At 65.5% G+C, this 12,655-nt stretch carries 13 protein-coding genes; 6 read left to right on the plus strand and 7 right to left on the minus strand.

Features of this window, described 5'->3' with window-relative positions:
- Positions 1–128: 128 nt before the first annotated feature.
- The 3 genes from ACN8M7_RS25600 to ACN8M7_RS25610 form a co-directional block, all read right to left on the minus strand.
- Positions 129–431 (minus strand): hypothetical protein, encoded by a 303-nt coding sequence (locus tag ACN8M7_RS25600; RefSeq protein ID WP_061241071.1) that lies wholly within the window; start codon positions 429–431, stop codon positions 129–131.
- Between the two features lie 59 nt (positions 432–490).
- On the minus strand, positions 491–1,477 hold the full coding sequence (locus ACN8M7_RS25605) for a TerC family protein (protein WP_490262597.1): 987 nt from the start codon (positions 1,475–1,477) through the stop codon (positions 491–493).
- A 198-nt stretch (positions 1,478–1,675) separates the two neighbouring features.
- The gene (locus ACN8M7_RS25610) at positions 1,676–4,039 is read right to left on the minus strand and encodes a DNA polymerase II (RefSeq protein WP_490262598.1); all 2,364 of its coding nucleotides are present in this window, start codon (positions 4,037–4,039) and stop codon (positions 1,676–1,678) included.
- A gap of 148 nt (positions 4,040–4,187) precedes the next feature.
- Here ACN8M7_RS25610 and ACN8M7_RS25615 point away from each other — a divergent pair, with 148 nt between their 5' ends.
- From ACN8M7_RS25615 to ACN8M7_RS25625, 3 genes are read left to right on the plus strand one after another with little or no spacing between them, the layout of a single operon-like run.
- Positions 4,188–4,622 carry a group II truncated hemoglobin gene (locus ACN8M7_RS25615; RefSeq protein WP_490262599.1) on the plus strand — a complete coding sequence of 145 codons (435 nt, stop codon included), beginning with the start codon at positions 4,188–4,190 and terminating at the stop codon, positions 4,620–4,622.
- The gene (locus ACN8M7_RS25620; protein WP_490262600.1) at positions 4,619–4,957 is read left to right on the plus strand and encodes an FKBP-type peptidyl-prolyl cis-trans isomerase; all 339 of its coding nucleotides are present in this window, start codon (positions 4,619–4,621) and stop codon (positions 4,955–4,957) included. Before ACN8M7_RS25615 ends, ACN8M7_RS25620 begins: the two co-directional genes overlap by 4 nt.
- Positions 4,950–5,876, plus strand: a complete 927-nt coding sequence (locus tag ACN8M7_RS25625; RefSeq protein ID WP_490262601.1) for a class I SAM-dependent methyltransferase — start codon at positions 4,950–4,952, stop codon at positions 5,874–5,876. Before ACN8M7_RS25620 ends, ACN8M7_RS25625 begins: the two co-directional genes overlap by 8 nt.
- 134 nt (positions 5,877–6,010) lie before the next feature.
- Here ACN8M7_RS25625 and norR read toward each other — a convergent pair whose 3' ends face one another.
- A complete protein-coding gene (norR, locus tag ACN8M7_RS25630; protein ID WP_490262602.1) occupies positions 6,011–7,561 on the minus strand; it encodes a nitric oxide reductase transcriptional regulator NorR in 1,551 nt (516 codons plus the stop codon).
- Between the two features lie 193 nt (positions 7,562–7,754).
- Here norR and hmpA point away from each other — a divergent pair, with 193 nt between their 5' ends.
- Genes hmpA through ACN8M7_RS25645 form a run of 3 tightly spaced genes read left to right on the plus strand, consistent with a single transcriptional unit; the run spans position 7,755 to position 10,368 of the window.
- Entirely contained in the window at positions 7,755–8,936 is a 1,182-nt protein-coding gene (gene hmpA, locus ACN8M7_RS25635) for an NO-inducible flavohemoprotein (RefSeq protein ID WP_490262603.1), read from the plus strand.
- 18 nt (positions 8,937–8,954) lie between these two features.
- On the plus strand, positions 8,955–9,206 hold the full coding sequence (locus tag ACN8M7_RS25640) for a transmembrane sensor/regulator PpyR (RefSeq protein WP_490262604.1): 252 nt from the start codon (positions 8,955–8,957) through the stop codon (positions 9,204–9,206).
- Positions 9,193–10,368, plus strand: a complete 1,176-nt coding sequence (locus tag ACN8M7_RS25645) for an NnrS family protein (RefSeq protein ID WP_490262605.1) — start codon at positions 9,193–9,195, stop codon at positions 10,366–10,368. Before ACN8M7_RS25640 ends, ACN8M7_RS25645 begins: the two co-directional genes overlap by 14 nt.
- A gap of 55 nt (positions 10,369–10,423) precedes the next feature.
- Here the strand turns inward: ACN8M7_RS25645 and rimI are convergent, their stop codons facing one another.
- The 3 genes from rimI to ACN8M7_RS25660 are packed head-to-tail and all read right to left on the minus strand — an operon-like array spanning position 10,424 to position 12,655.
- Positions 10,424–10,876 (minus strand): ribosomal protein S18-alanine N-acetyltransferase, encoded by a 453-nt coding sequence (rimI, locus tag ACN8M7_RS25650; RefSeq protein ID WP_061241061.1) that lies wholly within the window; start codon positions 10,874–10,876, stop codon positions 10,424–10,426.
- A gap of 31 nt (positions 10,877–10,907) precedes the next feature.
- Positions 10,908–11,696 (minus strand): energy transducer TonB, encoded by a 789-nt coding sequence (locus ACN8M7_RS25655; protein ID WP_490262606.1) that lies wholly within the window; start codon positions 11,694–11,696, stop codon positions 10,908–10,910.
- Between the two features lie 20 nt (positions 11,697–11,716).
- Complete coding sequence (locus tag ACN8M7_RS25660; RefSeq protein ID WP_082768106.1) at positions 11,717–12,655, minus strand: LysR family transcriptional regulator; 939 nt, start codon at positions 12,653–12,655, stop codon at positions 11,717–11,719.

The following is a 12,655-nucleotide window of genomic DNA, read 5'->3' on the forward strand; positions in this document are numbered from 1 at the left end:
CCTCGCGGGGTAAGACGGGCATGTTTATGCAGGTTCATCCGGGGCTCCTGGAAGGCTGTGTTGGTCGCGCTTCCAGAATTCCGGGAATGCCCCGGATGAACAACCTACTGAGAGATCACAGCTAGCGATCAGGTTTCGACGCCCTGCTCGAGTGGCTTATCGGGCGCCACCCGCGGCGTCTCGGCGTCCTGTTCGCGCTCCTTGTCGTCTTTGCCCAGAGCACGGTTGGTGGACTCCTGCATCGCGTCCACCTGGCGGTTGACCTCATCGACCACCTCGCCGACCGAGTTCTCGAGCAACGCCTGTGCTTCCTTCTTCGCCTCTTCGGCGAGCTTCTGCGCCGACTGCTCGGCCGCGTCACAACCGACCAGGATCATCAGGGCCATCGCCAGGGACGCCAGCGCCAGGGGGTTCTTGCAAGGGATGTTCATCCAGGGTTCTCCAGTTTCAGGTTGCCCCGACCACGCCAAACGCGAGGCCGGGGAGGACTTCAAAGCGGTTCGGCTTGCTGGCCTCGGGTCTTGTACAGCGACAGCAGCACGCCACCAATCAGCAGGCCCAGGGTCACGCTCAGCGACACTGCCGCCGGAATCTTGCCGATGATGCCGACCAGGAAGATCTTCGCGCCGATGAACACCAGCACCAGCGCCAGCGCGTACTTGAGGTAGGCGAAGCGGTGGATCAGCGCTGCCAGGGCGAAGTACAGGGCGCGCAGGCCGAGGATGGCGAAGATGTTCGAGGTGTAGACAATGAACGGATCCTGGGTGATGGCGAAGATCGCCGGCACGCTGTCAATGGCAAATACCAGGTCGGCGCACTCGATCAGGATCAGCGCCAGGAATAGCGGCGTCACCCACAGCACGCTGCGGCCCTGGCCGTCGTCCTGCCGCACGAAGAAGCGCTGGCCGTGCAGATCATCGGTCACGCGCAGGTGCTTGCGCAGGAACTTCACCAGCACGTTGTTCTGCAGATCCGGCGCATCGTCGAGCTTGGAGAACAGCATCTTGATGCCGGTGACGAACAGGAAGGCGCCGAACAGATAGAGAATCCAGCTGAACTCATGAATCAGCGCGGCGCCCAGGCCGATCATCAGCGCACGCAGCACCAGCACGCCCATGATTCCCCAGAACAGCACCTTGTGTTGGTACTGCCGCGGGATGGCGAGATAGCTGAAGATCATGGCCATGAGAAACACGTTGTCCATCGACAGCGATTTCTCGATCAGAAAGCCGGTGAGGTAATCCATGCTGGCGTCGCCGCCCTTCTGGAAGAACACCCAGACGCCGAACAGCAGCCCTGCAGTGATGTAACCGGCGGACAGCAACAGGCTCTCGCGCACGCCGATTTCGCGGTTATCGCGATGCAGCACACCAAGGTCGAAGGCCAGCAGGGAGATGACGACAGCGATGAAGACCAGCCACAACCAGGTGGCCGTGCCGAGGAAGTCGGCGAAGAGAAACGGTTCTAGGGCAGTCATGAGCCCCTCCTACAGTCAGATTGAACAGACTGTGATTCCGACATCGCGGTGTTAACCGCCAGAGGGGCCCGGCATCACGGGCGCAACGATACTCAGGCCGCGAACGCCGCTCAACGAGACGAATTTTGCAGGGTATTTCAGGCCTGGCGACCTTGTCGCAGCGCAAAAGCCTGAGGCTAGAGCGGTCGCCGGGCCTTTTCAGAACAGCCCGAGCTGGCCGTCCACCAGGCGTTCGAACTCGCCGCCGACGAACGGCAGGATGGCCTCGGCCACCGGTTTCAGCTGGCGGCTGATGTAGTGCTCGTAATCCACCGGCGACAACAGACGCTCCAGCGGTTGTGGCCCGCCCGTGGTGATCAGGTAGCTGATCCAGCCGCCACGCTGGTATTGCAGCGGCCGACCAAGGCGCTGGTTGTGCTCGTCGGCCAGGCGTGCGGCGCGTACGTGTGGCGGCACGTTGCGCTGGTAGTCATCGAGGCGCCGGCGCAGGCGCTTGCGATACACCAGCAATTCGTCCAGCTCACCAGCCAGGGTGCGTTTCACGTAATCGCGCACGTAGTCTTCATAGGGCTGGCCGGCGAACACCAGGCGATACAGCTCCTGCTGGAAGCGCTGGGCCAACGGCGACCAGTCGGTGCGCACCGTCTCCAGGCCCTTGAACACCATGCGCTCGCTGCCATCGGCGGCCCGCACCAGGCCGGCATAGCGTTTCTTGCTGCCCTCCTCGGTACCGCGAATGGTGGGCATGAGAAAGCGCCGGTAATGGGTTTCGTACTGCAATTCCAGCGCGCTGGTCAGGCCGTACTCACTCTGCAGATGCTCGCGCCACCAGGCGTTGACGCGGGCGACCAGCGCACGGCCGATACGCGTCGCCTCGTCCTCGTCATGCGCACGACCGAGCCAGACGAAAGTGGAGTCGGTGTCGCCATAGATCACCGCATGGCCCTCGGCTTCGATCAGCTCGCGGGTGCGCTTCATGATCTGGTGCCCGCGCAGGGTGATCGACGAAGCCAGGCGCGGATCGAAGAAACGACAGCCACTGGAGCCGAGCACGCCGTAGAAGGCGTTCATGATGATCTTCAGCGCCTGCGACAGCGCCGCGTTGCCATCACGCTTGGCCACCTCGCGCCCCTGCCAGACGCGCTCGACGATGGCCGGCAGGCAGTGCCGTGTTCGTGAGAAACGGGCGCCACGAAAACCTTCCACCGAGTGCTCGTCGTCCGGCTGGTGCAGGCCTTCGACCAGGCCCAGCGGGTCGATCAGGAAGCTGCGAATGATCGACGGATAGAGGCTTTTGTAGTCCAGCACCAACACCGAGTCGTACAGCCCTGGGCGCGAATCCATGACGAAACCGCCGGGACTGTTCTCGCCACGGATGTCGCCGAGGTTCGGCGCGACGAAACCCAGGCGATGCATGGGCGGCAGATACAGGTGGGTGAAGGCCGCCACCGAGCCGCCGCTGCGGTCAGCCGCCAGGCCGGTGACACTGGAACGTTCGAGGAGGAAGGCGAGCAGATCGGTGTGGGCGAAGATGCGCGTGACCAGCTCGCAGTCCTTGAGGTTGTAGTGCGCCAGCGCCGGCCTGTCCTCGTCGAACATGCGTTGGATCTCGTCCATCCGTGCATAGGGCGTATCGATGGCCTTGCCTTCGCCGAGCAGGGTCTGCGCCACCGATTCCAGGCTGAACGAGGGGAAGCTCCAGGTCGCCGAGCGCAGCGCCTCGATGCCGTCGATGATCAGCCGCCCCGCCGCCTCGGCGAAGTAATGCTGGCTGCTGTTGTGCTGGCGCCAGCCCATCACGTCGCCGCCACGTCCCAGCAGCAGCGGCACCTTCAGTTGCTCGGCGTGATCACGCAGCACGCGCAGGTCGAACTGCACCAGGTTCCAGCCGATGATGGCGTCCGGGTCGTGCTGCGCCAGCCAGGCGTTCAGGCGTTCGAGCAGCGCCTTGCGGCTGGCGCAGTACTCCAGGTCGAAGTCGACGCGGCTGGCGTCGCCATTGGCTGGCCCGAGCATATAGACCTGGCGCTGGCCGCAACCCTCCAGGGCGATGGAGTACAGCTCGCCATGGGCGCTGGTCTCGATGTCCAGCGACACCAGGCGCAGCGTCGGGCGGTACTCGGGCGCGGGCTTGAGCGACTTGCACAGCAGGCTGCCGTCCGGCTGCTCGATACCGTCGAAGAGCACGCTGGCGGTGATAAAGCGCTCCATCAGGTAGCGATCCGGCGGGCGGACATCGGCCTCGTAGACGTCTACGCCGACCTGACGCAGCTTCTTCTCCAGCTGCAGCAACTGGCGGTACTGGCGGCAATACAGGCCCAGCACCGGACGGCGCTTGAAGTCGCGCAGGGCCAGTTCACGCAGCTCGACGCCCTGCTCATCGCGCAACAGCGGCTCGGCCCAGGCGCGCTGCTCGAGCGGAATAAAGGCCACCGACTCCTGGCACGGCAGGCGTATCTGGCGCGGGCCGGCATCGGTCGCCAGCCAGAAGGCCACTTCCGTGCCCTCCGGCGTATCGCGCCAATGGCGGCTAAGCACGAAGCCTTGCTGGGGTTGCGTCATTATCGTTTCAGACAAGCACGGCCTACCCCCTCTCCCATAAATGGGAGAGGGGAGAAACAGCCTCTGCAGTTGCCCATTACCTCGAACCAAACTGGCCGAGCATTCTACGCCAGCGGTTACAATGGCGCCTTTTCCGGACGATGGTTCGATGAGCACCACACCTCCCTACGGCAACGGCGATGCCTCCTACCAGGCTGCTGGCGGCATCGATGGCCTGCGCCGTCTGGTCGATGACTTCTACCGACTGATGGACGAACGCTCCGAGGCCGCCGCCCTGCGCGCCCTGCATCCAACCGACCTGAGCACCTCGCGTGACAAGCTGGCGTGCTTTCTCAGCGGCTGGCTGGGCGGGCCGCGGCTGTTCGCCGAGAAGTACGGCAGCATCAGCATCCCAGCCTTCCATGCGCAGTGGCCGATCGACCAGGCGCTGGCAGAAAGCTGGCTGAGCTGCATGGCCGGCGCCATCGCCCTGCAGAACTATGCGCCGGCCTTCGCCGATTACCTGCTGACCCAGCTGCGCGTGCCAGCCGAGCGCTCGGTGCAGGCCAGCCAAAACCGTCACCGCAAGGACATCCCGACATGACTGACCAACTGATCATCGAAGAGCTGCAACCCGGCGACGGCAAGGCCGTGGTCAAGGGCGCCCTGATCACCACCCAATATCGCGGCTGGCTGGCCGACGGCACGGAGTTCGACTCCTCCTTCTCGCGCGGCAAGCCGTTCCAGTGCGTGATCGGCACCGGGCGCGTGATCAAGGGCTGGGACCAGGGTCTGATGGGTATGCAGGTGGGTGGCAAGCGCAAGCTGCAGGTGCCGGCCCATCTGGGTTATGGCGAACGCAGCGTCGGCTCGATTCCGCCCAACTCCGACCTGACCTTCGAGATCGAACTGCTGGAAGTGCTGACCCGCGATGACTGACGCCGCCCTCACCACCCTGCGCGAGCACTTGCTGCAGGCACTGGACAACCACCCCGGCAGCGAGACCCGGCGCCTGTTCCATGGCCGTGGCCGCTGCTGGCCTAGGCTAGAGCAGATCACCGTCGACTGGCTGTCCGGCATCGTACTGGTGATGCTGTTTCGCGAGCCCTCGCCCGAGCTCAAGCCGCTGCTGATCGAGTTGTTGGCAACGCCGCAATGGCAGGCCAGCGGCGCACGCGGTCTGCTGCTGCAGCACCGCTACGTGCACGGCAGCGAGAGCGAATGGTTGGCCGGCGAGCCACAGGCGCAATGGCCGATCATGGAGGACGGCCTGCACTACCTGCTCGACCTGGGTAGCAAGCAGAACAGCGGGCTGTTCCTCGACATGCGCCTGGGCCGCCAGTGGGTGCGCCAGCAGGCCGCCGGCAAGCGCGTGCTTAACCTGTTCGCCTACACCTGCGGTTTCTCCGTGGCGGCCATCGCCGGCGCCGCTGCGCACGTGGTCAACCTGGACATGGCGCGCGCTGCCCTGTCGCGCGGGCGCGACAACCATCGCCTGAACCAGCACGACCTCTCCCGGGTGGAGTTTCTCGGCCACGAGCTGTTCAAGTCCTGGGGCAAGGTGCGCAAGAGCGGCCCTTATGACCTGGTGATCATCGACCCACCGAGCTTCCAGAAAGGCAGCTTCGCCCTCACCCAGGACTACGCCAAGATTCTGCGCCGCCTGCCCGAGTTGCTGACGGAGCACGGCACGGTACTGGCCTGCGTCAACGACCCGGATATCGGCCCGGACTTTCTTATCCAAGGCATGGCCGCCGAGGCGCCGCAACTGCGCTTCGTCGAGCGCCTGGACAACCCGCCGGAGTTTCCCGACATCTCCCCCGAGAGCGACCTGAAGGCGCTGGTGTTCCAACTGTAGCCGGATGAAATCCGGGGGCCTGGGAGTCGAAAAATCCCCGGATTGCATCCGGGCTACGAGCAGATGCCGATAGTGTGGGAGGGGCTTTAGCCGCGACATCAACAGATCGCGACTAAAGCCCCTCCTAAATCCGGCTAGCGAATGCCCAGGCGCCTGGCCAAGCGGCTGAGGTTGGCGCGATCCACCCCCAGCTCGCGCGCGGCATCGGCCCATTTGCCCTGATGGCGCGCCAGGCACTGTTCGATCAGTTGACGCTGGAAGGCATCCACCGCCGTGCGCAGCTCCACGCCTTCCGGCACCGGCTCGCCGGACGCCAGCACCGCCTCGACAATGACCTGCGTCTCGCTGGCAGGCAAGTCCAGATCCTGGACGTCCAGACTGAGAATGCGCGGGCGCTCGCCATGGCGCGCCAAAGCCTTGATCGCCGCGCGGCCGATCAGGTGCTCCAGCTCGCGCACGTTGCCTGGCCAGTCGTGGCCCAGCAGCGCCTTCTGCGCCTCGGCACTCAGGCGCAGGCTGCGCAACCCGAGCCGGGCGCGGTTTTCTTCGAGGAAGTAGCCGGCCAGCAACAGCACATCGCGGCCACGCTCGCGCAGCGGCGGCACCGGCAGCGGATAGACGCTCAGGCGGTGATAGAGGTCGGCGCGAAAGCGGCCAGCGCGCACCTCCGCCGCCAGGTCACGGTTGGTGGCGGCGATCACCCGCACGTCGACGCGGTGCTCGCGATCCGAGCCGACCCGCTGCAACTGACCACTCTGCAGCACACGCAGCAGCTTGGCCTGGATCGCCAACGGCAGCTCGCCCACCTCGTCGAGAAACAGGCTGCCGCCATCGGCCAGCTCGAACTTGCCGCTGCGCTCGCTCATCGCTCCGGAGAAGGCGCCGCGCACGTGGCCGAACAGCTCGCTCTCCACCAACGCATCAGGCAGCGCTGCGCAGTTGATGCTGACCAGCGGCCGCTGCGCACGCGGCGAGGCCGCATGGATGGCTTCGGCTACCAACTCCTTGCCGACGCCGGTCTCGCCGGTGATCAGCACGGTCAGCGGACTGTCGCCGACCAGGCGAATCTCGTCCTGCAGCTTGCGCAGCGCTGCACTCTGCCCCACCAGTTCGCGCGGTTGCTGGCGCGCCTGCTTGTACAGCTCGGTGAGCTGGCGCTCGGCTTCGACCCGCTGCGCAAGACCACTGATGCGCTGGCTGACCTTGACCGTGGCCGCCGCCAGGCTGGCGAAAGCCTCCAGGGTGTCCAGCTCGAAGCGGTCGAAGCTGGCCGGGTCCAGCGAGTCCAGGGTCAGCAGGCCCCAGAGCTGCTCGTCCAAGTACAGCGGGCAGCCCAGGCAATCATGCACTTCCAGATGGCCATGCAGCCCCTCGACCAGACCGTCGTAGGGGTCAGGCAAGCCACAGTCGGCGGCGAAACGGGTCGGCCCGGCATGCTCCAGCAGCGCGGCCAGACGCGGATGCTCGCTGACCTTGAAGCGCCGCCCCAGGGTATCGGCGCTCAGGCCCTCGACCGCCAGCGGCACCAACACCTCGCCATCGAGCCGTAGCAGCGCTACGGCATCGCAAGGAAAGAGCTGGCGTAGCGCAGCGAGCAGGCGACGGTAACGCTCACCATCATCCAGCTCACGGGACAGATCGGCGACCAGGGGAATCAGGGTTTCCAGCAACGGATTAGCGGTCATTTCGACTACTCATTGTCTTTATGACTCACGCGCAAGGCGAGTCATTACTACAACAATAAAAGCAAGCCATTGATATTTAATGATTATTTATCTGGCACGCTTACTGATAGGTATCTCGCGCTAACGCTAGCACGCCACACCTGGCCAGACGAGCCACACCGGCGCCTTTTATTTGCCTTGCGGAGATACCTTAATGCTCACCCACGCTCAACGTGACCTGATCAAAGCCACCGTACCGTTGTTGGAAAGCGGCGGCGAAGCACTGACCACGCACTTCTACAAGATGATGCTCAGCGAGTACCCCGAGGTGCGTCCGCTGTTCAACCAGGCGCACCAGGCCAGCGGCGACCAGCCGCGCGCCCTGGCGGGTGGCGTGCTGATGTACGCCCGCCACATCGACCGCCTCGAAGCCCTCGGCCCGCTGGTGGCGCAGGTCGTCAACAAGCACGTGTCGCTGCAGATTCTCCCCGAGCACTACCCCATCGTCGGCAGCTGCCTGCTGCGCGCGATCCGCGAAGTGCTGGGCGAGGAGATCGCCACCGACGCCGTGATCGAGGCCTGGGCCTCGGCCTACCAGCAGCTGGCCAACATCCTTATCGGCGCAGAAGAGAGCCAGTACGCGCAAAATGCCGCAGCCCCCGGCGGCTGGCGCGGCGCGCGGGCCTTCCGTGTGGCGCGCAAGGTGGCCGAGAGTGCCGAGATCGTTTCCTTCTACCTGCAGCCTGTCGATGGCGGCACCCTGCTCGACCATCAGCCTGGCCAGTACATCGGCCTGCGCCTGCTGCTGAACGGCGAGGAAGTGCGCCGCAACTACTCGCTGTCGGCCCTGGCCAACGGCCGCGAATACCGCATCAGCGTCAAGCGCGAACCGGGCGGCCGGGTCTCCAACCATCTGCACGATAACGTCCAGGTCGGCGATGAGCTGGAGCTGTTCCCGCCAGCAGGCGAGTTCACCCTGAGCGAGTCGGACAAGCCCCTGGCGCTGATCAGCGCCGGCGTCGGCATCACCCCGGCACTGGCCATGCTCGATGCCGCACGCCACAGCGGCCGACCGATCCACTTCATCCACTGCGCGCGCAATGCCGAGGTGCATGCCTTCCGCGACTGGGTCGATGCCCATGCGGCCGAGCACCCGCAGATTCGCCACTACGTCTGCTACAGCGAGCCGCGCGCGGGCGACCAGGCCGATGCCGAAGGTTTGCTCAGCCGCGAGCTGCTGCAGCAGTGGCTGCCGGCCGAGCGTGATCTGGATGCCTACTTCCTTGGCCCGAAGCCCTTCATGGCACAGGTCAAACGTCACCTGCAGGCGCTGGGCGTACCGGATGAGCAAAGCCGCTACGAATTCTTCGGCCCGGCCTCGGCCCTGGACAGTTGATCGATGAGGAGGTGAACCATGTACCCGCTCAATCTTGCACCTGCGCACATTCTGCATCTGTCCAGCCAACTGCTCTGGGGTGGCCTGATCCTGCTGCTGGTGGGGCTGGTGACAGCCTATGGCCTGGAGCAGCACCTGAATGTGGCAACGCTGGTGCTGGCCCACAGCCTGACACTGCTCGGCCCGAGCATCCTGAAGATCGGCTACGTATTGCGCCTGATCGCGCAGCAGCGCTTGAAAGACGAGGCATGCGCGTATGCACTTGCTTGATCGCCAGCGGGCATTGGCCATCGCGCCTCTGTGGCGCCTGGGCTTTCGCCCGTTCTTCGTCGCCGGTGCTCTGTTCGCCCTACTCGCCGTCGCCCTCTGGGCGGCGGCGCTGCATGGCCTGACGAACCCGGCGGTAGCGGGCGGCATGCTGGCCTGGCACCGTCACGAAATGCCTTTCGGCTTCGGCCTGGCGATCATCGCCGGCTTTCTGCTCACCGCGGTCCAGACCTGGACGGGGCGTCCGGGCCTGAGCGGACGACCGCTGATTGCGCTGTTCGGGCTATGGTTGGCAGCCCGTCTGGCCTGGTTCATACCCGTGCCGCTGGCAGTGCTGATCATGCTGCAACTGGGCTTCATCGGGCTGTTCATCGCGCAGATGGCACGCCAGCTGATCACGACGAGGCAGCGCAACAACTACCCGCTCCTTCTGGTGCTGAGCCTGCTCGCCTTATGCCAGTCGCTGACGTTGACCGGCCTGGCGCAAGGCAACGACGAGCTGCAACGTCGCGGGGTCCTGGCCGCACTGTGGCTGGTCGCCGTGCTGCTGAGCCTGATCGGTGGTCGGGTGATCCCCTTCTTCACCCAGCGCGGTCTGGGCCGGGTCGAAGCCTTCGCCGCGCATCCCTGGCTGGATCGCCTGCTACTGGCCTGCGGCGTGCTGGTCGCCGCACTGTTCGCCAGCGGGCATAACCTGCTGGCCAGTCCCTGGCTGGCGGCGCCGTTCATCGTGCTGAGCGTACTGCATGGTCTGCGTCTGTGGCGCTGTCACCTGCATGGCATCTGGCGCGTGCCGCTGCTGTGGTCACTGCACCTGGGTTACGCCTGGCTGCTGGTCGCCACGCTGGGCATGGTTGCCTGGCATCTGGGCTGGCTGAGGCAACCCAGCCTGGCCAGCCATGCGCTGGCGGTGGGCGCCATGGGTGGGCTGGTTCTAGCGATGATGGCGCGGGTCAGCCTCGGCCATACCGGCCGCGCGCTGCAGCCGCCCAGGGCGATGGCCTGGGCCTTCGGCCTGCTCAATCTGGGCGCGCTGATTCGGGTGACAGCAGGTAGTGGAGGGTTATGGCTGGCGGCGGCATGCTGGAGCACGGCCTTCGCCCTGTTTGCCTGGCATTACGCACCGATGCTGTGGCGAGCGCGGGTGGATGGGCATCCGGGCTGATGTGGATCGGCAATCACCAGCGCGGGTCGATAAAGCGTGACGCTCTTCTGTTGCCTCAATCGACCAGGGTGCAGGCCATCACCAGGGCATCCTCGCGGCCGCCGACTGCCGGGTAGTAGTCACGACGACGACCCACTTCATTGAAGCCGAAGCGCTCGTACAGGCGGTAAGCGCTCTGATTGCTGGCACGCACTTCCAGAAAGCACTCACGACCACCCAGGGCATAGGCCTCTTGCATCAGGTGTTCGAGCAGGCGCAGGCCGAGGCCACGGCCCTGGCTTTCCGGCTTGACGGTGATATTGAGCAGGTGCGCTTCGTCGAGGATCAGGTTGATCACGCCGTGACCGACCTGCTGATTGCCCTCGAACATCAACCAGCAGTTATAGGACTTGAGGCTGTCGGTGAAGATGCCGCGCGTCCAGGGGTGACTGAAGGCGGCGTATTCGATCTTCAGCACGGCATCGAGATCCGCCTCGGTCATCGGGCGGAAGGAAATCGCATCGCTCATTGGGCGTCACTCGGGCGCAAAGACAGGGTTCTCAGGAATGTGCAGGCGCCAGCCAACGCTGACGCGTGCGCCGCATGGCCTGCCACAGCTCGCGCTTGCGCGCTGGCTCTTCCATCAGCAGCTCCAGCCCGGGCACAGCCCAGCAGGCGCCGAGGCCTTCGATCTGCAACTCGCGGTTGTAGCTCTGCTCGTCAGCCTCGCCGGCGAAACGAATGGCCGGTAGGCCGACCAGCCACAGGCAGGTACAGGGCTGCTCTTCGAGGCGTGCGGCGACGAAGCTCTGCACGAACTCCAGCGCTGCCTGCGGCCCCTGATCCATATTGCCGCGCACCAGCAGCGGCCAGCGCACCGGCTCGCCGAGCAGTTGCGGGCTGTCCGGCAGGCCGGCGGCGCGCAGCAGATCCTTGAGCAGGATGTAGGCCGGGTCGCGGCTCTGGAAAGACTGGCCGGTGGGTAACTCCACCAGCAGGGCGCAATCCCCGGCGCGCAGCAGCTGCAAGGCAAATCGCGGCGGAGGAACGCTGACCCGAACCGGCTTTTCCTCGACAGGCTCAGCCTCCGCCACCGGTTCGACAACTGCCTGGCGCGGCTGGGCGCCCGGGCGCGGAATCTCGATCTTCGGCCGTGCGGCCGGTGCCTCGCGCACCACCTCGGCGACCACCGCCAGCGGCTCACTGGCAACTTCCGGCGCCTCTTCGACAGGCGGCGGCGCAAGCAGCTCCATACGCGACGGCGCAGCGAAGGGCAGCTCGGTACGTGGCAACCAGGTGGCCACCTGCATGGCATCGAGATAGGCTCGACGGCGCAGCTCGGCGTTCAAAGCAGAAGTATCCCGTGCAGTCATTCAATAGGGGGGCGATTGTCGCGTGAATCGACGGTCGCGGATAGTCCCTGAGCACCGCCCATCTGCTGACGCAACAGGGCGACGAAGGCCTGCGCCGGCGGGCTCAGGTAGCACGGCTTGCGCTGCAGCAGACCAATGCTGCGCGCTGGCGCCTCGCTCAGCACCTGTACCGCGAGGCTGCCATCGCTGTTGAAGGTATCGGCCACGCTGGCCGGCAGCAGCGCGAACCCCAACCCCGCGCGCGCCAGTGCGGCGGCGCTGCTCATGTACGCCACCTCCCAGGCGGGTTCACGCAGCAGCCCCATGCGCTGTAGGGTTTCGTCGGCCATGCCGCGCAGACTGGTGTCGCGGGTGGTGGCGATGTAGTCCTGCTCGCGCAGCGCAGCGAGCAGCGCCCTGCCGCGCAGCCGCTCATGACCGCGCACCAGCAACACCAGGCTGTCGTCGTACAGCGGCTGGAAATCCAGCGCGCCGAGATCCTCCACTGCCGAGGTGATGGCGAAATCCACCTCGGCGGCACTGACCCACTGACGGATCTCCCCGGCGCGGCCATCGCTCAGGCTGATGTCGATGCCGGGGTAACGTCGCCGGTACTCCTGCAGGACCCGCGGCAACGGGTCGATGGCCACCGAGGGCAGCACGGCGATACGCAGCGAGCCGCTCTGAAGATGCAACTGCTCGCGTGCATCGTGCACGGCGTTGTCCATGTCGCGCAGCAAACGCCGCGCCTGTTCGAGAAAACGCAGCCCCGCCTCGGTCAACTCCACACTGCGCGTGTTACGCGCCAGCAAGGCCAGCCCGAGGGCGTCCTCCAGCTTGCGCAGGCTGTAGCTGAGCGCCGGCTGTGACAGATGGATACGCTCGGCGGCGCGGCTGAAACTGCGGTGCTCGGCGATCAGCACGAAAGCCTGCAACTGGCGAAAGCTGACGTCCAC

This window comes from Pseudomonas spartinae, from assembly GCF_965197125.1.
Lineage (GTDB): Bacteria > Pseudomonadota > Gammaproteobacteria > Pseudomonadales > Pseudomonadaceae > Aquipseudomonas > Aquipseudomonas composti_A.

What these genes read in the sequence shown, in the direction of transcription:
- norR (WP_490262602.1), bottom strand. Translation starts at nt 7,561, where the DNA reads ATGACCGCTAATCCGTTGCTGGAAACCCTGATTCCCCTGGTCGCCGAT.
- ACN8M7_RS25615 (WP_490262599.1), top strand. Translation starts at nt 4,188, where the DNA reads ATGAGCACCACACCTCCCTACGGCAACGGCGATGCCTCCTACCAGGCT.
- ACN8M7_RS25610 (WP_490262598.1), bottom strand. Translation starts at nt 4,039, where the DNA reads ATGACGCAACCCCAGCAAGGCTTCGTGCTTAGCCGCCATTGGCGCGAT.
- ACN8M7_RS25625 (WP_490262601.1), top strand. Translation starts at nt 4,950, where the DNA reads ATGACTGACGCCGCCCTCACCACCCTGCGCGAGCACTTGCTGCAGGCA.
- rimI (WP_061241061.1), bottom strand. Translation starts at nt 10,876, where the DNA reads ATGAGCGATGCGATTTCCTTCCGCCCGATGACCGAGGCGGATCTCGAT.
- ACN8M7_RS25600 (WP_061241071.1), bottom strand. Translation starts at nt 431, where the DNA reads ATGAACATCCCTTGCAAGAACCCCCTGGCGCTGGCGTCCCTGGCGATG.
- ACN8M7_RS25605 (WP_490262597.1), bottom strand. Translation starts at nt 1,477, where the DNA reads ATGACTGCCCTAGAACCGTTTCTCTTCGCCGACTTCCTCGGCACGGCC.
- hmpA (WP_490262603.1), top strand. Translation starts at nt 7,755, where the DNA reads ATGCTCACCCACGCTCAACGTGACCTGATCAAAGCCACCGTACCGTTG.
- ACN8M7_RS25645 (WP_490262605.1), top strand. Translation starts at nt 9,193, where the DNA reads ATGCACTTGCTTGATCGCCAGCGGGCATTGGCCATCGCGCCTCTGTGG.
- ACN8M7_RS25620 (WP_490262600.1), top strand. Translation starts at nt 4,619, where the DNA reads ATGACTGACCAACTGATCATCGAAGAGCTGCAACCCGGCGACGGCAAG.
- ACN8M7_RS25640 (WP_490262604.1), top strand. Translation starts at nt 8,955, where the DNA reads ATGTACCCGCTCAATCTTGCACCTGCGCACATTCTGCATCTGTCCAGC.